The 20929-nt window shown below is 45.3% G+C and carries 14 protein-coding genes, 1 other RNA gene and 1 pseudogene; 5 read left to right on the forward strand and 11 right to left on the reverse strand.

Annotation, left to right across the window (positions count from 1 at the left end; translation table 11 throughout):
• Positions 1-5 precede the first annotated feature (5 nt).
• From ISX59_RS04835 to ISX59_RS04845, 3 genes are read left to right on the forward strand one after another with little or no spacing between them, the layout of a single operon-like run.
• Positions 6-1625 (forward strand): RluA family pseudouridine synthase, encoded by a 1620-nt coding sequence (locus ISX59_RS04835; protein WP_022011829.1) that lies wholly within the window; start codon positions 6-8, stop codon positions 1623-1625.
• A gap of 10 nt (positions 1626-1635) precedes the next feature.
• Entirely contained in the window at positions 1636-2535 is a 900-nt protein-coding gene (locus ISX59_RS04840; protein WP_032540880.1) for a GNAT family N-acetyltransferase, read from the forward strand.
• A 58-nt stretch (positions 2536-2593) separates the two neighbouring features.
• A complete protein-coding gene (locus tag ISX59_RS04845; protein ID WP_220575708.1) occupies positions 2594-5452 on the forward strand; it encodes a hypothetical protein in 2859 nt (952 codons plus the stop codon).
• A 13-nt stretch (positions 5453-5465) separates the two neighbouring features.
• On the opposite strand, the gene ISX59_RS04850 is transcribed toward ISX59_RS04845, so the two are convergent.
• The 6 genes and pseudogenes from ISX59_RS04850 to ISX59_RS21150 all read right to left on the reverse strand — a co-directional run bounded on the left by ISX59_RS04850 (position 5466) and on the right by ISX59_RS21150 (position 9447).
• Entirely contained in the window at positions 5466-5885 is a 420-nt protein-coding gene (locus ISX59_RS04850) for a pyridoxamine 5'-phosphate oxidase family protein (RefSeq protein ID WP_032542348.1), read from the reverse strand.
• A 91-nt stretch (positions 5886-5976) separates the two neighbouring features.
• Positions 5977-6852: pseudogene (locus tag ISX59_RS04855) on the reverse strand (helix-turn-helix domain-containing protein).
• 101 nt (positions 6853-6953) lie between these two features.
• Positions 6954-8168, reverse strand: a complete 1215-nt coding sequence (locus tag ISX59_RS04860) for a sodium ion-translocating decarboxylase subunit beta (RefSeq protein ID WP_005775879.1) — start codon at positions 8166-8168, stop codon at positions 6954-6956.
• A gap of 11 nt (positions 8169-8179) precedes the next feature.
• A complete protein-coding gene (locus tag ISX59_RS04865) occupies positions 8180-8620 on the reverse strand; it encodes a LapA family protein (RefSeq protein WP_005818740.1) in 441 nt (146 codons plus the stop codon).
• Between the two features lie 145 nt (positions 8621-8765).
• On the reverse strand, positions 8766-9149 hold the full coding sequence (locus ISX59_RS04870; protein ID WP_005818739.1) for a hypothetical protein: 384 nt from the start codon (positions 9147-9149) through the stop codon (positions 8766-8768).
• A 163-nt stretch (positions 9150-9312) separates the two neighbouring features.
• Positions 9313-9447, reverse strand: coding sequence for a hypothetical protein (locus tag ISX59_RS21150; protein WP_005775876.1), 135 nt, complete (start codon positions 9445-9447; stop codon positions 9313-9315).
• A 219-nt stretch (positions 9448-9666) separates the two neighbouring features.
• Between ISX59_RS21150 and ISX59_RS04875 the strand changes: the two genes are divergently transcribed.
• Positions 9667-11262: a YfcC family protein gene (locus tag ISX59_RS04875; RefSeq protein ID WP_220575709.1), complete on the forward strand. Its 1596-nt coding sequence runs from the start codon at positions 9667-9669 to the stop codon at positions 11260-11262.
• A gap of 106 nt (positions 11263-11368) precedes the next feature.
• A complete protein-coding gene (locus ISX59_RS04880; RefSeq protein WP_220575710.1) occupies positions 11369-14047 on the forward strand; it encodes a transglutaminase domain-containing protein in 2679 nt (892 codons plus the stop codon).
• A 289-nt stretch (positions 14048-14336) separates the two neighbouring features.
• On the opposite strand, the gene ISX59_RS04885 is transcribed toward ISX59_RS04880, so the two are convergent.
• The 5 genes from ISX59_RS04885 to ssrA all read right to left on the reverse strand — a co-directional run bounded on the left by ISX59_RS04885 (position 14337) and on the right by ssrA (position 20890).
• On the reverse strand, positions 14337-14765 hold the full coding sequence (locus tag ISX59_RS04885) for a hypothetical protein (protein WP_188520614.1): 429 nt from the start codon (positions 14763-14765) through the stop codon (positions 14337-14339).
• A gap of 113 nt (positions 14766-14878) precedes the next feature.
• Positions 14879-15973 (reverse strand): DNA polymerase IV, encoded by a 1095-nt coding sequence (gene dinB / locus ISX59_RS04890; protein WP_005775870.1) that lies wholly within the window; start codon positions 15971-15973, stop codon positions 14879-14881.
• Positions 15974-16106: 133 nt separating this feature from the next.
• Positions 16107-17123 carry an AraC family transcriptional regulator gene (locus tag ISX59_RS04895; RefSeq protein ID WP_220575711.1) on the reverse strand — a complete coding sequence of 339 codons (1017 nt, stop codon included), beginning with the start codon at positions 17121-17123 and terminating at the stop codon, positions 16107-16109.
• A gap of 38 nt (positions 17124-17161) precedes the next feature.
• Positions 17162-19849: a two-component regulator propeller domain-containing protein gene (locus tag ISX59_RS04900; RefSeq protein ID WP_220575712.1), complete on the reverse strand. Its 2688-nt coding sequence runs from the start codon at positions 19847-19849 to the stop codon at positions 17162-17164.
• Positions 19850-20492: 643 nt separating this feature from the next.
• Positions 20493-20890: a transfer-messenger RNA gene (ssrA, locus tag ISX59_RS04905) on the reverse strand.
• Positions 20891-20929 lie beyond the last annotated feature (39 nt).

The following is a 20929-nucleotide window of genomic DNA, read 5'->3' on the forward strand; positions in this document are numbered from 1 at the left end:
ATAGCATGTTTCATTCCTTCCAGACCTCCATTGCCGGCATCGAATTGCCCCACTTGTTTACTTATCCCTTCCATTACACTCCTCATCCGTTATGTGTAATGGCAGCAGGAGAAGTACAGGCTTACATAAATAAACAGACAAGATGGAAAGAAGAATTGGACAAAGGAAAAATGTTCGGCGTATTGATAGTCCGTACTTCTAACGGACAAATGGGATATCTGGCTGCTTTCTCGGGTAACTTGTGCGGAAGCAATTCACACTCTTTCTTTGTACCACCGGTATACGATTTGTTGCAACCGGATGGTTTCTTCAAGATAGAAGAAGAACAAATCTCGGCTATCAACCGCCGAATCGGACAATTGCAAAACAGTGACCGGTATGTGAAACTCCAACAAAGGCTGGCGAAAGAAACAGCCTCATCACAACAGATATTGACCGAAGCGAGAAAGACTCTGAAAACGGCAAAAGAAAAACGGGAACAGCGCCGGCAGCAGCAACCGGATGAAGATGAACAAGCTGCCATGATACGTGAAAGCCAATATCAGAAAGCAGAATTCAAACGTCTGGAAAGATATTGGAAAGAGCGAATTTCCGAAGTGAAAGCAGAACTGGAAAGTATTTCATCGCAGATTGAATCTCTCAAAGCAGAACGCAAAAACCGTTCGGCGGCATTGCAGCAAAAGCTATTCCATCAATTCAGCTTTTTGAATGCCAAAGGAGAAAGCAAGAACTTGTGTGCTATCTTCGAACAAACCATTCAGCAGATACCACCTGCCGGAGCAGGTGAATGTGCCGCGCCCAAGCTATTGCAATATGCTTACCTAAATGGATTGAAGCCCATTGCCATGGCCGAATTCTGGTGGGGAGAATCACCGAAAACAGAAATCAGGCGTCACGGTTATTACTATCCGTCCTGCAAAGGAAAATGCGGGCCCATTTTACGTCACATGTTACAAGGTCTGGATGTCGAACCGGATCCTTTGGCAACAGCCCCTGCCCCGCCAAAGGAAATAGAGATTCTCTTTGAAGACGAATGGCTTCTGGTTATCCATAAACCGGAAGGACTACTCTCCGTACCTGGAAAATCGGAGGAACTGTCCGCCTACAGTCTACTCAGAGCCCGCTATCCTGAAGCTACGGGACCGATGATCGTACATCGACTGGACATGGCAACTTCAGGATTGTTGTTGGTAGCCAAAACCAAGGAAGTACATCAGCACTTACAGGCGCAGTTTGAAAGCCACAGCATTAAAAAGCAGTATACAGCACTGCTGGAAGGTATCTTACCGACTGACGAAGGAACCATCGATCTTCCCATTTGTCCGGATCTTCTTGACAGGCCCAGACAAAAAGCAGACAGAGAATCAGGCAAAAAGGCTGTCACCCGATACTGCGTAATAGATCGCAAAAACGGACGAACCCGTATCGCTTTCTTCCCGCAAACGGGACGTACACATCAGTTACGCGTTCACTCCGCCCATCCGTCAGGTCTGAATTGCCCCATCGCAGGCGATGAACTCTACGGTAAGAGAGCGGAGAGGCTTTATTTACATGCGGAACGTCTGGAATTTACCCATCCGGTGTCCGGACAAAGAATATATATTGAAAAGAAAGCTGACTTTTAACAAATAACCAATGATAGAACAACCCCACATACACGAGTATGACGAGCTTCTTCAGGTTTGGGAGGAGGCAGTTCGCACTACCCACCACTTCCTGACCGAAACGGATATACAGTTTTATAAACCTTTGATCCGGAACGAATACTTTGCCGCAGTACAACTTTATGTCATCCGTGAAGATTCGGGAACCATCGCTGCCTTCATGGGACTGAGCACCGATTGTATCGAAATGCTGTTTGTCAGTCCTAAGGTCCAGAAAAAAGGCTATGGCAGTGAACTGGTTGAATTCGCCATCCGTGAAAAACACATTTATAAAGTAGACGTAAATGAACAAAACACGGCAGCATTAGGATTCTATCTACATCAAGGATTTGAAGTGACAGGCCGCGACGCGTTGGACGGAACGGGAAAGCCATTTCCTGTTTTACACCTGCAAATTCCTCCCGTCCGGCTGCGAAAAGCAAGGATCCAAGATATGGGTTTGCTGCAAACAGTGTTTACACAAAGCGTACAGAACACTTGTTCTGCCGATTATAATCACCTACAGATTCAAGCATGGATCGGACGAGGAACTCAACAACGTTGGCAGGAATTATTTCAAAGTGACTTATATTTTCTGTTAGCAGAAGATATCAGACAATCACAAATAGCCGGATTCACCTCTATCAACCCTAAAGGGTATCTGCACAGCATGTTCGTCCATCCCCAATATCAGCATCGGGGTATCGCTTCCAGTCTGTTGAGAAAAGCTGAAGAGTATGCCCGCAATTGTCGCGCTGTATCGGTTCACTCGGAAGTAAGTATCACCGCCCGGCCTTTTTTTGAAAAACACGGATATATCACCGAAAAAGAACAAACGGTCGATGTGAACGGCATAGAAATGACTAATTTCTTGATGTATAAACGAATTTAACAGAACAGACTGAGATTTTTTTATAGCTTTGCGACAGATAACTATTTAAAATCAGCTCATGTTACAATCCAAATATCTGTTTCTTTCGCTTCTTTGCCTGCTGGCACCGCTCCGGCTTCATGCACAATTCATGGATTACGGGTCGGATCCCGCCCGGTTTAAATGGAACATAGCGAAACTGCCTCACTATGATCTGGTATACCCGCAAGGAAATGATTCAATGGCCTATCGATATGCTCTCTTTCTTGAAAATGTATATCCCCATATGTCCAAGACCATCGGAAAGCCGATCAAAGCCCGTTTCCCGGTCATTCTCCATCCGGCCAGCATGCAATCCAACGGAATGGTTTCCTGGGCACCGAGACGGATGGAACTGATTACAACTCCTTCTTCGGACCTAAGTACTCAAAGCTGGGATAAACATCTGGTATTGCACGAGTCGCGCCACGTATTCCAGACCGGAAAGGTGATGCATGGTATCTTCAAACCTCTTTATTATATAATAGGTGAACAGGCAGCCGGCGTGGCCTCCTTTTTTCTTCCGGTGTGGTTTCTCGAAGGAGATGCGGTAAGCACCGAAACTGCCATGTCAAACGGCGGACGGGGACGTCTTCCGGAATTCAACATGATCTATCGTGCCCAATTATTAGCAGGCGGAAAGCCTTATACTTTCGACAAGTGGTTAATGGGATCTTACAAAAATTATACAGGAACTTATTATGCATTGGGCTACGATATGGCTTCATATGCCCGCCAGCGTTATGGAGCTGATATCTGGGATAAAAGTACCAGCCGTTATGTCCGGAATTTATTATTTGAAGGCTCTTTCAAGCATTACACAGGAAGCAGTTTCAAACGGCTTCAGCACGACACATTCGATTTCTTGCGGAAAGAATGGGAAAAACAGGATACCTGTACACTTGTGCCCGACTACCTCTCTTCTACCTCAAAAACCTACACCTCTTATCGATATCCCCAATCGATCAATGACAGTGTAATTATTGCCGTCAAATCCGGACTGAAAGATATAAACTCTCTGGTAGCCATCAGCAACGGTAAAGAAAAGCATCTGAGTTATATCGGAAGTATCAATAGTCGTCTCAACTTCCGGAACAACCGGATTTACTGGAGTGAATTGGTTCCCGGGCTCCGTTGGACGCACGAGAACTATTCCGTTCTGAAATATTATGATTTGGATAAAAAGCAGATAAAAACAATCACCCCGCGCCAACGTTATCTGGCCCCGGCTATCGACAAGTCCGGTCAGACCATTGCGGTCTCCCGCCCCACTGTAGAAGGCAAAAACCAACTTGTATTGATAAATGCAGAAAAGGGAAAAGAGCTATCCTCTTTCGACGTACCTGACAACGCATTTATCAAAGAACTCACATTCGGAGAAGGCCTTGATATTTTCTCCATAGCCGTAACCGATTCGGGAACCAGTCTGTTGGAATTCAATCCGCAGTCCGGAGAGTGGAAGGAGTTGATAAAAACCACCTCGGCCAACATCACCTCTCCTATTTGGAAAGACGGAAAACTCTTTTTTGAGTCGGGAGCCAACGGCACAAATAATATCTACTGTCTTCATCTCTCCGACAAACAGGTTTATCGGCTGACAGCCGCTCGTTTCGGTGCATTCGATCCTTCATTTTCCCAGTCAGGCAACCATCTGCTTTTTGCTGATTATCAAGCAGACGGATACCGGATTGCTGCGTTGCCGACTGACAGCTTACTATTTGAAAAGGCCGATTTAGCCTGTCCTGCTCCGATGCCATTCGTTGAAACATTGGCTGCTCAAGAACAGTTCAACCTTGACTCTGCCCGTCTGGATAGCATCGATTTCACCCCCAAACGCTATCATAAAGGTACACATACTTTCAAGATACACAGCTGGGCACCTTTCTATTATGATGTGGCCGAAGCAATGAACAGCAGTGCAAGTGATTTAAGTACAATTGTCAAGCCGGGAGCAACCATTATGTCACAAAATACACTGAACACTGCCATCATGCAGGCCGGCTGGTATTATGACGAAGGCTACCATCACGGTAAACTGTCATTCACCTATCAGGGCTGGTTCCCTATAATCAATCTTGCTGCCGACTATGGTGATAAGGCTTTCAATATCGGCTGGACCAAAGATGACAAAGGTCAGGATATCACCAAAGGATATTATCCCGGACGCAATCTACTGGAAGCGGAAGCGCGAGTTTACCTCCCTTTCAACCTGACACGTAACCAACGCATACGAGGCATACAGCCTGCTTTTACTTACTATTTCACAAACAATAAGTATCAGGAGTATCATAGTGGAAAGTATCGCAACTTCCAATACATTCTCCCGGAAATCCTATTTTATGATTACAGACGAAAAGCACAACGCGATATCCTTCCCCGAAACGGTTACCAGCTTCGGCTGCAATACTTGAAAACCCCGTTCAATAAGGAGAATTTCGGTAGTTTGTATGCTGTCCGGCTGACTACCTATTGGCCGGGTATCATCAGGAATCACGGATTGATGCTCCGCTTGGGTTACCAATATCAAGACCTTGACAATAAATCACTGTATCTCCCCAAACATCTGCTGGAAAAGCCTCGCGGATATCATTTCCAATATCAAACCCGCCAACAATGGGCCTTCAAAGCAGATTATGCTTTACCCCTGCTTTCGCCCGACCTGAGCATCAGTTCACTGATTTACATACGCAGGCTGCGTGCAAATCTTTTTTATGACTTGTCACGCAACCAAGCCAGTCGTAAAAGTAACTGGAGCACACAAAGCTCTTACGGAGGCGATCTTATTTTCGATTGGAATGTGCTACGTATGAGTTATCCGCTCACGACAGGCGTACGGCTGATCCAGCCGATCGACTATGGAAAATTCCAGGTAGAAGCACTGTTTTCAATCAGCTTCTAAGATTGAAAACAGGCTACTCTACCTCAAAATCTTCCGAACTGAAGTTTCCATAACGCCTGCCGGTGATAGCGGTAAACTTCAGTACACAATAGTCCGGATCTGTAACGCCAAGCGGATAGTAGAGCGTATCGCCTTCTCTCCATATCATTTCTTTGGTGGAATTATCTGTAAGCACTTCCATCTTACCTTTCAGCATAACTCCCCTAAAAAAGCGAGAGTCACAGAAGTAGACACAAGCATGCTGGTTCTTCAGATATTGAGTGGTACGCATAGAAGAGGTATTGGTGGTAAAATAAAGAATCCGGATACCTTCACGCTTCCGGGGCTGTAACATCGCTTTAATATTGGGGAAACCTTCTATATCAACAGATCCGATAAATGCGATCTTTTGCTTATCAATCAGATTCCCAATCGTTTTCTCTACATCTTTCATTGCTCTAAATTTTAATAGTTTTACACTGACACAAAGGTACAGAAAGAAAAAAGAGGGTATGTGACAGAAACAAAGGTAGAAATGACACTTTTTATGGTTTATGTCCCCTCCGGTAGCCCAAAGGAGTTTCTCCCGTATACCGGCGAAAACAACGGCTGAAATAAGAAACCGTTTCATAATTCAGTTCGAAAGCGATTTCGGCAACCGGCAAATCCGTGTAAGCAAGCATCCGCTTTGCTTCTTCCATCACTTTATTCTGAATATATTGCTTGGCGCTTATCTACATAGCGATACTCACTATTTCATTCAGATAGTTAGGAGTAATACACAGTTTTCCGGCATAATACCGCACGGTACGATATTCACTGAACGTACGGTCGACCAAATGTACAAACTGAACAAGATACGGACTGCGTCCTTCCTTGTTTATCCCTGCATCCGATACGGTCTGCACGTAAAAACGGTTAAGCAGCATCAACGCTTCATAAAGTTGCGCTCTCAACACATGAACGTCATTCTGTCTGAACAGATCAATCTCCTCCTTAATAGATTGCAGAAGTTGCAACATGCGCAGAAAAGAGCGTTCCGGCAAATGTATTTTCAACGATTCCTTCACCGGATTAAAAAAGGAAAGATGCTGCACAAACAAAGAATCTTTAAAGAAAGAAGATAAAAACTCTTCTTCAAATATCAGAGCATATCCATTCACAATCGCATTTGTATCCCAGCTACGTATCTCTCCCGGCTTGGAGAAGAACACATCTCCCACACCGCCCCGGTAGGTATGATTATCAAGAATGAAACTTCCTTCCCCTTCGGTGATAAAGGTAATGTCATAATAAGTCAGGGTATGAACAGAACTTTTAACGACATATTTCTTTATATCTTTCAGTTCTACTATATCCACCAGCAACTCACTGCCGTACTTATTCTTTAAAAAGGTATATCGAGGGATAAGTTTTTTCATAACCTTGTCTTTCAAACTATCTGAGAGCGACAAATATACAAACTGTAAATGGATAAGCTCTGTCAGTCACTCATGAAATCATTCTGTCAGCTACAACATTATTATAAATATGGTATAATCGTTATGTAAATACCCGTAATGATAGCCGAAGTGATTACTCCTGAAATGTTTGCACCCAGTGCATCCCCCAGGATGAAAGAGTTCGGATTATCTTTACTTACCAACTTCTGGGCAACCTTTGCCGTAGTAGGCACACAACTCACGGCAGCAATACCGATCACCGGATTATAGTTTCCTTTCTTAATGAAATACATGATGTAACCACCCATGATTCCCCCGATACCCGACAATAACAAAGCAAGCATACCCAACACTAAAAGTTTCAGAATCTTCGGATCGAGCAACAAATGGGCGTCACAGAGCACACCCAATAGTAATCCCAGCATAAAGGTAGAACCATAAAGCAACGGACCACTTACAAAATCATAGATATGCTTCATGCCGGACTCGCGTACAGCTACCCCCAAGAAGAGAGAGAAGAATAGTGGAGAAGCAACCGGAAACAAGAAACACAGCACAGCGCACAAAATAGCAGAAAAGGCAAGTTTCACTTTCGCGTCATAATTTTTAGGAGCTTTCTTCTCCACCATCTTGATAGCACGCAGACGTTTAGGAATCAACAGCTTTACCAAATAAGGATATCCCCCGTATGTTAATCCCAAATACAGATAAGCCACCACCGTAATAGGCACAAACAAGTGTTTGGCCAAGGCAAGCGAAGTAAACAGCACCATCGGTCCATCGGCTCCGCCGACCATTGCAACAGAAGCGCTTTCCTTTAAAGACAACCCCAGACCCGAAGCGATAGGCACTGTAAGGAAAGTCCCCAACTCAGCACAAAGGGCCAGGAAAATACTGGCAAACGGTTTCTGCAACAAGAATCCGACATCAAGCAACGTACCGATTCCCATAAACACAAAGCAGGCTATCAGTCCGTTACTAAACGTCAATGTATATACCGGTTGCAGAAAGTCAATCTGCATCGTATTCATCAACGCGTCCGTATCCGATAACATAGGGTCCAGAAAAAGGTTCCCCAATGCTCCGTCGGGCATAATCAGTGTTCCGCAATTAATGGCTACCATCCCCAGTCCCATCGGAATCATAACCATCGGCTCAAGTACACCCTTCCAGCCCAGATAGATGAGCAGAAATCCCAAAGCTATTAAAAACATACGGGCACTGGCCAGAAACCATCCGCTGGCCATCATTGTTCCAAATCCCTGAAACAGGGTTCCAAAGTCTATACTTTCCATACTATCAAGATTTATTTGTTTTTATTGGTTGAAGATGCTTTCTTATTGTTCTTTTTGTCATGCTGTAACATTTGTTCTTCTTTGCGAAGAAACATGGATCTTGTATCTTCCGGATAAAAATAATCCATCAGTCCGCGTTCCGGCTCACCGGGACTGACACCGTGATAGAACCCGCGATTGTCTCCGGGATGTTTGGTGATGCCCCTGCTGAAGTCTTCACGCCCGTCACTCCCGTACTCCTCGTCGCTAAGGGCACTTTCGGTTATCAAGATAGCTACTTTCTGATGAAGTTTCCGAATACGTTTCAACCGGGCAAGCTCTTCCTGGTGTGAACTGTAGAAAGCCAATGAATCAGCCGCAGAAGCAATCAGCTTTATTACTCCGGCAACGAAAAAGCCAATGACGAAGGTAAGCCCCATCATGGCAAAAGTGGATAACAATAAACTAAACATAACATGGTATGATTTTAGATTGAAAAAATAAAATGCAACGAATGACGACTACCGGAGAGAGACAAGACACACTTCCCCGGCATTTATCGGAACAGATAAATGGGATTACCCAATCACTTCAATACGGAAGTGTGAAACCGAAAAGCTAAATCAGGATATGCCCTAACGAGTATACATAATACCCGCTGGAATATTTAATGAAGTTATGATTGAAATCCGGATAAGCATCTCCCTTCTCCGACTGGCGGATATGAAAGGTATTAAGCAAGCGGATGGCAGTCTGTAATTTTAGTTTTAATACTTTGGATGAACCGAGTTCCCGTGAAAAAGAACCGTGGGGAAGGATGGCATCACTCACTTTCGAGTCAGCCGTCTGGTCGTTGAATAAAGAGTGGTCTCCGGCACATTGCGATATAAAGGTTGCAGTAACTCCCGCAGGAAGTTCCGCGTTCTCTTCTGCAGGGGCTGTGCAACCGGCTCCATACATTAAGAAGATACCTATCAATATGCAGAATACGTACTTTATCATAGTGACCGCAAACGTAGTAATAAATTTGAGATAAAACAGGATTCGTTGTTTAATTAACGAATATTTTATAATGATTGTTCCCGGTACAGACAGATAAATGACAAAAAAAGCGGAGAATCATCCGATTCCCCGCTTCTTATTCATATAATATAGGTGTGTTTAATTACATGGTAACCTGCTTTGCAAGCAGTTTTTGAAGTTTGCCATTCAACAGCTGGCACATTGTTCCATTTCCCATTGCTTGGTAACGTTTGATACGGTACTGCAACATCATAATTTCATTTGCATTCTTTTTCATAATTTTGGTCCTCTTTTTTTGCTCCCCACGTTTTGAAGAGCGGTTTTACATCTTGTTTTCTTTATTAACACTGCAAAGATACGAAATGTTTTCGAAAACATGTTCTAAAACATAAGAAAAGTGTGTTATTAGTTGATTTTTCTTTTTATATGGGCAGATTTGGCAAGTGCATATTACAAATATATTGCATAACTTTGCGCTTTATCAAGAAAAACGACTATGCTAAAACGGATACCACACACATACACCATCATTTCTTCTGTCATCTTGCTCTGTGCAGTGCTTTCCTGGATCATTCCCGCAGGTGAATATGTGCGCGAGACCATTGACGTCAACGGCACTTCCCGCACAGTCATTATAGACCACTCTTTCCACCGGGTAGAACAGACGCCACAGACCTGGCAAGTGTTCAGCGCTCTTCTTGAAGGCTTCGAACGGCAAGCGGGAATCATCGCCTTCTTATTGATCATGGGAGGTGCCTTTCAGATAATGAACAGCAGCCGTGCCATCGATACCAGCATCTTTTCATTCCTGAACTTTACGAAGGGGCTTGAAAAGCACAGACTGATTAAATCATTGGGGGTAAACAATGTGGTGATTTCCTTAGTCATTATTCTCTTCAGCCTCTTCGGCTCCGTATTTGGCATGAGTGAAGAAACCCTGGCCTTTGTCATTATCATCGTCCCGTTGGCCATTTCAATGGGATATGATTCCATCACGGGGCTTTGCATGGTATATGTCGCTGCCCACATAGGTTTTTCGGGCGCCGTACTGAACCCGTTTACCATTGGCATTGCACAAGGCTTGTCCGACTTACCGCTATTTTCCGGATTTGAATATCGCATGCTTTGCTGGCTGATACTGACCACGGTCCTGATAGTCTGTGTACTCAGATATGCCGCCGTCATTAAAAAGCATCCGGAGAAATCGCCCATGTATCATGCCGATGCTTATTGGCGGAAACGGGAAGAAGAAAGCAACGGAGAGATATCCCGTGTCACGACTCGTCCGGCATGGATCGTCTACATACTGTTAATCATATCCTTGTGCCTGTTTTCCATCATTTACCCAACCAGTACTTTCGCAATAGGCGAAGCGTCTGTCACCTGCTATGCAGTGCCCGTCCTGTCTGTTTTGTTTGCCGTCTTCGGCTGGCTGGGTTTACGTAAATCCAATCAGTTCTTCATACTGACCCTGCTTGCGTTCACCATTCTTTTCCTGATTACCGGTGTCATGGGACATGGCTGGTATCTGCCGGAGATCTCCGCCATCTTCCTCGCAATGGGTATTCTCTCGGGATTTGCCAACAGTGAAAAAACAGATAACATCATCAGGCAATTCATGGACGGAGCCAAAGATATGCTATCAGCTGCCATCGTGGTAGGTCTGGCAGGAGGGATCATCCAAATACTGCAAGACGGACATATCATCGACCCGATCTTACATTCTCTGGCTTCACTGATGGGAGAAACCGGAAAAATAGTATCTTTGGGGGTGATGTACCTGATACAGACACTGATCAACCTGATTATCCCGTCCGGATCGGCCAAAGCTGCATTAACCATGCCTATCATGGCACCTTTTTCCGATGTCATCGGGCTTTCGCGGCAAGCTACAGTAATGGCTTATCAGTTTGGTGACGGATTTACCAACATGATCACACCTACTTCCGCCGTATTGATGGGAGCCTTGGGCATTGCCCGCATCCCCTACGAGATATGGGTGAAATGGTTCTGGAAGTTACTTCTTTTATTCATCATTCTGGGAATGGTATTGCTGATCCCCACAGTACTCTTCCCTATGAACGGATTTTAGGAAATAAAAAAAGAAATCATAATCAAATATATAAACCAACAGCATTCACTCCTCCCCTCTCTCCGGGAGAGAAAAAGGAGCGAAGCCTTATTTAACAACAAATTGTATGAAAACCCTGACCCGCTTTCTAATCATCCCGATGTTGTCGGTTGCGTTTTTTTCATGCAGTGAGTCCCACTTCCTGAAAGATGAGACTTACCGTAGCCAAGTGACGCAAGATTTTGAAAAGAAGAAGCAACAGCTCCCTAACGGAGATCTGTTCGCAGTGTTTAATGAAAAACTCACCACTCCTGAACAGGAGGCCTTGATGTTCCTCTATGCCTATATGCCCACAGGTGACGTGACGGATTATACAGGTGACTACTATCTGGAGAATGTCAGACTCTCCGATCAGGCGCGTCGCGAAATGCCTTGGGGAAAAGAGATCCCCGATGACGTATTCCGCCATTTCGTACTCCCTATTCGGGTAAACAACGAAAATCTGGACGACTCGCGCCGGGTATTTTACAATGAACTGAAAGATCGTGTGAAGAACCTGTCTCTGCACGACGCTGTGCTTGAAGTAAACCACTGGTGCCACGAAAAAGTAGTCTACACCCCAAGCGATGCCCGTACCAGTTCCCCCCTTGCTTCGGTAAAGACCGCCTATGGCCGTTGTGGTGAAGAATCGACCTTCACTGTAGCCGCTCTCCGCTCGGTAGGCATTCCGGCACGGCAGGTTTATACTCCGCGTTGGGCGCATACCGACGATAACCATGCCTGGGTAGAAGCCTGGGTAGATGGTAAATGGTATTTCTTCGGCGCCTGCGAACCGGAACCGGTACTGAACCTGGGCTGGTTTAATGCTCCTGCCAGCCGTGGTATGCTGATGCATACCAAAGTATTCGGACGCTATGCCGGACAAGAGGAAATCATGTACGAAACTCCGAACTATACGGAAATCAATGTAATCGACAACTATGCTCCGACAGCCAAAGGCTCGGTATTGGTGACAGATGCCGAAGGGCAGCCGGTATCCGATGCCACTGTAGAGTTCAAGGTGTATAATTATGCTGAATTCTACACCGTAGCCACTAAACATACGGATAAGGCAGGACGCGCATCGCTGACTGCCGGCAAGGGCGATATGCTGGTATGGGCCTCTAAAGACGGACGGTTCGGTTATTCCAAATTGTCATTCGGCAAAGATAACGAACTGAAGATCGCACTGGACAAAAATGCCGGTGAAACCTATTCACTCCCACTGGATATTGTTCCTCCGGCCGAAGGTGCCAACCTGCCCGAAGTGACTCCGGAGCAACGTACTGAAAACGATCGCCGCATGGCACAGGAAGATTCCATCCGCAATGCTTACGTAGCCACTTTCATTACCGAAGAGCAAGCCCGGACTTTTGCCAAAGAGAACAAGCTGGATGAAACCGAAACAGTACGCCTACTGATAGCTTCCAGAGGTAACCATCAGACTCTGACAGATTTCCTTTCTGCTGCCGTAAAAGCCGATAAAGCCGGTCAGGCCATCAGCTTGCTGAAAGTAATCTCAGCCAAGGACCTGAGAGACGTTAGTCCGGAAGTACTGAACGATCATCTGAACAACTCCGGTCTGCCCGGTTCCGAGGACTTCTACAGCAACGTACTGAACCCTCGTGTGGCCAACGAAATGATCACTCCCTACAAAGCATTCTTCCAGAAAGAGATCCCGGCAACTGAAGCGGAAGCTTTCCGAAAGAATCCACAGGCTTTGGTAGAATGGTGCAGAAAAGAGATCACTATCAACAATGAACTGAACTCACAACGTATTCCGATGTCTCCAATGGGAGTATGGAAAGCCCGGGTAGCAGACGAAAAGTCCCGTAACATTTTCTTTGTATCCATGGCACGTAGCCTGGGTATCCCCGCCTGGATAGACGAAGTGACCGGAAAAATTCAATACCGGAGTTTCAATGACAACGATCTAAAGAACGGTAAAGTCTACGACGTGGATTTTGAAGCGGCACAGCAGACACAGGCACCGATCGGAACGCTCGTAGCCCGCTACCAGCCTATCCCTTCGTTGAGCGATCCGAAATACTATTCACACTTCACTCTCTCGAAATTCCGCAACGGGACTTTCCAATTGCTGAACTACGATGAAGGGGACGTAGATATGGGCGGCGGAGCTACCTGGTCGAACTTGCTGAAAAATGGCGCCCGCATGGATACCGGATACTATATGATGGTAACCGGAACCCGTATGGCAAGTGGAGCAGTGTTGGCCAACATCACTTTCTTCACCATCGAAGAGGGAAAGACAACAACTGTCGATCTGGTGATGCGCGAAAGTAAGGATCAGGTGCAGGTGATCGGTAATTTCAACTCCGAATCCACCTACCTGCCGATAGGAGCCACCGAACCGCAAAGCATTCTTCAGACTTGCGGACGGGGATATTTTGTAGTTGCCGTGTTGGGAGCCGGACAAGAACCGACAAACCATGCTCTCCGGGATATTGCGGCCCTAAGCAGCGAATTCGAAAAATGGGGCCGCAAAATGGTACTGCTTTTCCCTAATGAAGAACAATATAAGAAGTTCCGCCCGACAGAATTCCCCGGACTGCCCTCGACCATTACCTATGGTATCGATGTAAACGGAGCCATCCAGAAACAAATTGCCGAATCAATGAAATTGCCTAACAGCACCATCTTGCCGATGTTTATTATCGGTGATACGTTCAACCGGGTAGTTTTTGTTTCACAAGGTTATACCATCGGACTGGGCGAACAACTGATGAAAGTGATACACGGATTGTAGCAAACAGATTCCGGCAGCTTTAAGGGCTTTTCCGGAGAAACCGGCAATTCCCCCGGATGCAACCGGGAAAAGCACCGGAAGCCGGTTGCTCCGAAAACGAATGAAGTAAGCACTTGCCGGAAATAGAGACTCTGCAGAAGCAGAACAGAGGCTCTATCCGTACCAAACAAAGGCTCTGTTCATAGCAAACAGAGCCTCTATACAGAAGGGGAGAAGTTTCGGCTTCTCCCCTTTCTTATATATCATAAAACGAGGACAGACATTCAGGCGGCTGTCCCGAGCCACCATACTATCCCCAAAATATAAATGTACCCTTTATGGGCATATCCCCCGGAGAGTAACTTGTTATTCCTATTTTCCCTTCATAAAAGGAACTCTCAACCACGACCGTTACCTTCTCCGTGTTATTTAATAACAGTGATACATCTTCTTTCCCATCAGCAGACAATTCTATATCAGGAACTATTTCCTGTCCGCGATATTCCAGAACTCCATCCGGAAGATAGCGGAAACCTGCAATATCCATCGAATATATTCCATAATAAATATATACTTTAGCATTATAATCCGGATGTATTCCGGATCCGTCGTTATATTTCACAATGAAGTTCGCGGTTCGTTCGTCGGTCGGAGGTATATCCTCCCTGTCTTCATCGTGGCAACTACAGAACAACGCAAATAGTAGCAACAAGAGAATTGGACATCTGCTCAGGTTCATGATCTTTTATAATTTATTAGTTCTCAATGCCGTATCACTTCCCAAAGATAAGAAAAATAATACTAAACAGATACAATCACCCGACTATTTCATCCCCGCATCCCGATCTTTAACTATTTTCCCCAGTCACTGAACTCAAAACTCAATTGTTCCCACACTCCCCGATGCTCATCTGTCTCCTCTCTCGGATTCGACACCGAAAGCCCTATCAACCGAATGGGATGTTGCTCATACTCCACCTCTTTCAGCAACTGTTTGGCAAGAGGCAGAATTCTTTCAAGGCTCGTCAGTTCCTGAGCCTGCGTCATGCTCCGTGTGATCTGGCTAAAGTCATGAAATTTGATTTTCAGCGTCAGCGTCTTTCCCCGGAAGTCCTTCCGTTGCAACCGTTCCACAAGTTCCGTAGCTACGTGATAAAGTTCTATAATCACAGCCGATTTCACATGAATATCTTTCTCCAACGTATGTTCGCAACCGATTGATTTACGTATCCATACCGCTTCTACGGGACGGAGATCGATTCCTCGTGCAAAATCGTAATAGAGCAGTCCTACTTTACCAAACTGCCGTACCAACATTTCCGACGAACAGCCACGTAGCTGAAGGCCATTGTGAATACCCAGCAAATGCATCTTCCGGGCAGTCACCGGTCCTACTCCCCAAAATGACTCGATGGGCAGACGGGCAATGAAATCGAGCGCCTGATCGGGATGGATGGTACAGAGTCCGTCGGGCTTGCGAAAATCCGAAGCAATCTTTGCCAGGAATTTATTATAAGATACACCCGCCGATGCTACCAGGTTCAACTCTTCACGGATGCGCTGCTTGATAGCCCTGGCTATATCTACCGCCAGTAAAATTCCCTGTTTATTCTCTGTCACATCCAGGAATGCCTCGTCCAACGAAAGGGGTTCAATCAAATCGGTGTATTCATGAAAGATCTCGTGTACCCGGCGGGAAACCGATTTATATATGTCCATCCGTCCGGGAACGAAAATCAGTTGCGGACATAAGCGCTTTGCCTTCTGTGACGACATAGCCGAACGCACTCCGTACCGACGCGCTTCATAGCTTGCCGCCGCCACTACTCCCCGCTCCTCGGCATGCCCGACAGCAAGCGGTTTACCACGCAATTCCGGATGGTCTCTCTGCTCCACGGAAGCATAGAAAGCATCCATATCAATATGTATAATCTTACGTTCGCCCATTTCTGCAATAATTCTACATCGCAGTTCACATTTTGAGAAGCAAAGATAAGAGTTATTCTTTCAATCCCACTGACAGGATTAGTTAATAAAATGAAGACCGGCAAGGCACTCCCCCGGCCGGTTTCCCGTTAACTTACAAATTGCTTATATACTTTGTCGGTGAATCTCCGAAACGTTTCTTAAACACGATCCTGAAATATTTCGGATCACTGAATCCCGTCATGTCGGCAACCTCGGCTACAGTATATTTCCTACTCATCAGCAAGATCAGCGCCTTGTTAAGGCGTACACTACGAACATAGTCTGCGGGTGCATGGCCGGTTATCTCCTTAATCCTATTGTAAAAGCTCGAACGGCTCATATTCACACAATCACTCAGTTCGTCAATCGTAAACCTGGAATCGGTGAGTCTCTCTTCAATCAGGCTTCTCACCAGACTGATAAATTCCTGATCACTATCCGACAACGGCACATCGGCTTCGACATCATCCGGAGCATCAACCCCTAATGTCAAACGGATATACCTCTTGCGGATAATCTCCCGGTTAGTAATCAGACTTTCAATCTCTGCTTTTAAGAACGAAATGGCAAAAGGCATTGTCACATAAAGATCGGCGTTCCGTTGGGTCTCCTTGCTGTCTTCGCCCGGTTTCACGAGCAATATCACAGGTACATGTGCTACCCTGTCATCCGATTTAATCCGGACAGCAAGTTCTTCCCCCGAAATTCCGACAAGGGCTGAAGAGGCCAGAACAGCATCGGGATGCCGTTCACATATAGTCGTAAAGGCCGTTTCCGCATCGCAAACCGATACAACTTCGTAATCCGGCATCAGGATTCGCACAAGATAATTACGTAATTCTTTATGGGTTTCGACCAATACCAAAGAACGTCCGTTGCGTCTCTTCTCCCGATGTTTCGGGAGTGGAGTTTCCATTGCCGGCAACGTTTCGTTAGCCGGTAACAGTTCGCTGTCCTTGATCGGAAATTCAGGTACGGAAAGCAGATCGGAAAGGTCGGAAGATTTCTCCGATTGCCGGATGGCAACAGGAAAGACTAAGATAAGAACCAGTTTATGCTCTTCTTTATAAGTAAATTTGATTTTGCCTTTATGCAAACAGATTAATTTGCGTATAAATAACCAACTCATGGTCTCGGCAGAGCCTCCCGAAACCAGTCCCTTATAATTTAGAATTTTTTTTTAAGAAGTCCGTTATCTCCAGACTCCAGCCTCAACTCCCAGTTTTGAGTGTTGCACGATGTACTCAGAAGTATTTCCCCGCCCCGGTCTATACTGTCGGTAAAAGCCATCAAAAGGTTCCGGAGGATTGCAGCCATCTTCTCCTTATCCAGACACACAGTGACAAAAGCCGGTTCGTCCACCCAACGAAGCGTAATACATTTTTCGTTTGCGTAATCACTGAACCGGTTCACCGTCTCTTTGAGAAACATGGATAACTCATGATCGGCAAGAGACAGGCACCCGGGAGAAGCCGAAATACGGCTGATGCTTTCCAGGTCGGCCAGCAGATTGTTTACACCCTTAATCTGTTGCAATACGTTATTGACAAGTTCGGAAGACGATTTTTCATAAAGATACTCCAACGGAACCTTTATCAACGTAAGCGGCATGCAGAGGTTACGGGTAGTATTCATAAATAATTGTATCTTTTCTCTTGAAAGATTCCTGTCTTGCCAGATGAACCACGAACGAACAGCTAAAGACCCCAGCGTAATAGCCAAAACTCCATAACAAAGAAAAGCGCCATTTGTCTTCCAGAGCGGTTTACGAATCACGATATTCATATTCCTCTGTGCAAACGGACGTCCGTTGCCAATGGATATTGCCCGTACGGAGAAGACATATTCACCCGGAGCAAGGTTCGAAAAACGAATTCTATTCTCCGGCGACGGATTACTCCAGTCCGTATTATCCAGTTTCCAGCTGTAAGCTATATCCTGTATTTCATCGTAGCGGACGGCAGTAGCCGTAAACGAAAAAGTGTTTTCATCATGATCCAACTGTAAGGTAGCTGTATAATTCAGTGCTTTTTCTAACGGAGTATTTTCTGTTTCTACGGTCATATCCTTATCCAGCACCCGAAGCCCGTCCAGATAAAATCCCAGGCAGGTCTTGTGTAACGAACGAGGCTCTTGTTTGTCATAATCAATTGCTCCCTGGTATGTACCCAGTATCTGCCTGCCGTCTCCAATAAAAGCTCCCGACGTAATCCGGAGTCCTTTATTGGGAAACCGCCGAAACGAATGCTGTACAGGATCAAATGAAAAGGCAAACTGGTCACTGCTTCCTATCAGCCGCTTCTTGTCATCCTCCCAAACAGCGTACACATTAGTAACTCCTGAATTTTTCACAGTATCCAGCCGGGATTGCTCCGGACGGTAGACCAGCAAACCGTTTCCTTCGGTTCCAATATACAGGCAATTGCTATCGGACTGATACAAGGCATGAATGTGCAGACCGGACAAGGATTTCACTTCTACAACACCATTATCATTGGGACAATAGAGAAACAAACCTTCATCCGTCCCAATCCACAACCGATCTTTATCCTTACGGCAAAGTGCATTGACCCCGGAAATGCGGGCATACGGAACAACCTGATTATTATTCTTCTTACGGATGATGTACAAGCCGTGTACATAGTTTCCGGCACATATCTCTCCGGGACCTGTTTCGCTAAGTGCAGTATACATCTGGCAAGGAAGATCTGTAACAATCCGTTCCCATCTGCCTGTCGACGGGTGAAAACAACTGATACCACGATCCGTCGCAAACCAGACATCCCCGTCCGAATCATGTAATACCGCATTTATCCGGTTGTTCGCCAATGAATGCGTATTTCCTGCCTGAAACCTATACCACTTATAATCATCCGGAGAATCCATATCAATCATTGATACGCCTTCCGGATAATCCGCCACCCAGATATGTTTCTGATCATCCACAAACAAATCGACAATCCGGTTCGTACGAATTGAATTACCATTCTCAAAATCGGTATGTACAAAAGACCTGATTTCCGGGTTAATAATGTCCATGCGATATAATCCCTCACCGTCCGTTGCTACTAAGACATTCCGGTCGTCCAATGTTCGCAAACTACTAATCCGGCTGTTCACAGGCCTGTCCCATGTATAAATCATCCGCTCCGACTTCGTGTCCCACACCATTAACCCTTCCGAATAGTCTGCGATAATCAGTCTGCCGCTATACGGATGAAAAAGCATTTCATGTATCCGGCGACATCTCTTCCCGGACAGTTCGCTGGATTGTTTTTCTATGGAATAACCCTTCATGGTTATCTCAAACAATCCTTCATCCGAGCCCACGAAATACTCTCCCGGAGCTACTTCTACCATACCGGAAATCTTTTTCAGATTGTGATTCACCCGATAGAAAGTATTAGTGATTCCTCGATAAGCAATCAACCGGTTTCCGGCGGAAAACCAGATATGCCCCTTACTATCTGCACAAAGAAAGCGCACTGACGCCTTATCCTGGTTCGGCAGATGGTTTCTGCACTCAAACTTATCCAATGACGGATTATACGTCCATAAATCTCCGTTTCGGGTAACCGCCCATAACCCATTCTCTTTGTCCGTAAGCAGCCGGCAACAGCCCATATAATAATCCACAGTCTGTCCTTCGGCAGACAACTTATAGTGTTTCAGCTTCGTTCCATCAAACCGGCTTATTCCGGTATGGCTCATAAACCACATATATCCCAAGGCATCTCTCCGTATCTGATGCACTTTACGAGTATTCGTTTCACTTATTTCTACAATGTGTTTGCAAACGATGGCATGGCATAACGAACCATATATCATCATCATGAAGTATAAAATATATTTCATTCTTTTTGTTTGTTATAATTAAAATGGAGTAGTTTTATTAAAAGTGGGAACCCTATAGTAAGGTAGTCATGGGGGAAAGAAAAACACTACCTTCTGCACATCACGTGAGTAGGTGACCGGATTTGTGGCGCTCCTGAACGCCTTAAATCCATCCCTGTTGTCGTAGAGGATACTAACAAAACAATAGTAATGAGATGTTCACATCGTTTATCGGTGAGCAACAGGACATCAAGAAAGGCGACTCACATGAAAAATCAATCTGATCTACATTATAACGAGACAATATTCAGTTTGTTTCCCCAATATGGTTTTTATTAAGAAAAAGATAGATTGGCAAGGGCATTTACCGGAATATGAATAAACAATAAATATGAGCAGACAATAATTTCTTTAACCATACTTGGGATTAGACCGTTTCTCACTTGTCGACTCTCTATGACGAATTGCTCAGAAGTCAAATGTAGAGTGTTTATTTTAAAAGACAAAATAAAGTACCCGGACAAATAACAGCAGTTTAAATGCCGATAGGCAGCTACCTATCAACGACTTACGTTGAGAACGTAACAAATAACCCGGACAATCCGGATATTCTTAACAAAAAATCCCCCTGAACTTACCGGTTCAGAGGGACGTTTCTGTCATAAAGTGGAGCTGGAGGGATTCGAACCCTCGTCCAAACGAGGAAATCATAAGCTTTCTACATGCTTATCTTTGCCTAAGTTTTTCGTGCAGGAGCAGAACCAAAGCCATCAATTCCTGCCTTATCCTCTAAATTTTCATCCGAAGCGCGAGGCCACTTCTGACTATCCCCGATGTAACTGCACCACTGAACCGGAATGCTTCGGAGCAACAGCTTCCGAGTGATGTCTCGTCCTGGCACCTGGTGTCTGGATTAAGCTAATCTACTATGATTCGATTAAGCAGCAAGAGCGTAATTAGTTTCGCCAGATAAAATTTTGATAACTGAGATTAAAGTGCAAATCACCGACGCACTGCATGCTTACCCACCATTTCTGCCCGCTGTCAAAACCAGTCAACCCCTTTTGAGATGAGGAAGTGGTAACCACTTATGTGGCTGCA

It is taken from the genome of Bacteroides sp. FSHCM14E1 (genome assembly GCF_019633785.1).
In the GTDB taxonomy this organism is placed as follows: Bacteria; Bacteroidota; Bacteroidia; order Bacteroidales; family Bacteroidaceae; genus Bacteroides; species Bacteroides hominis.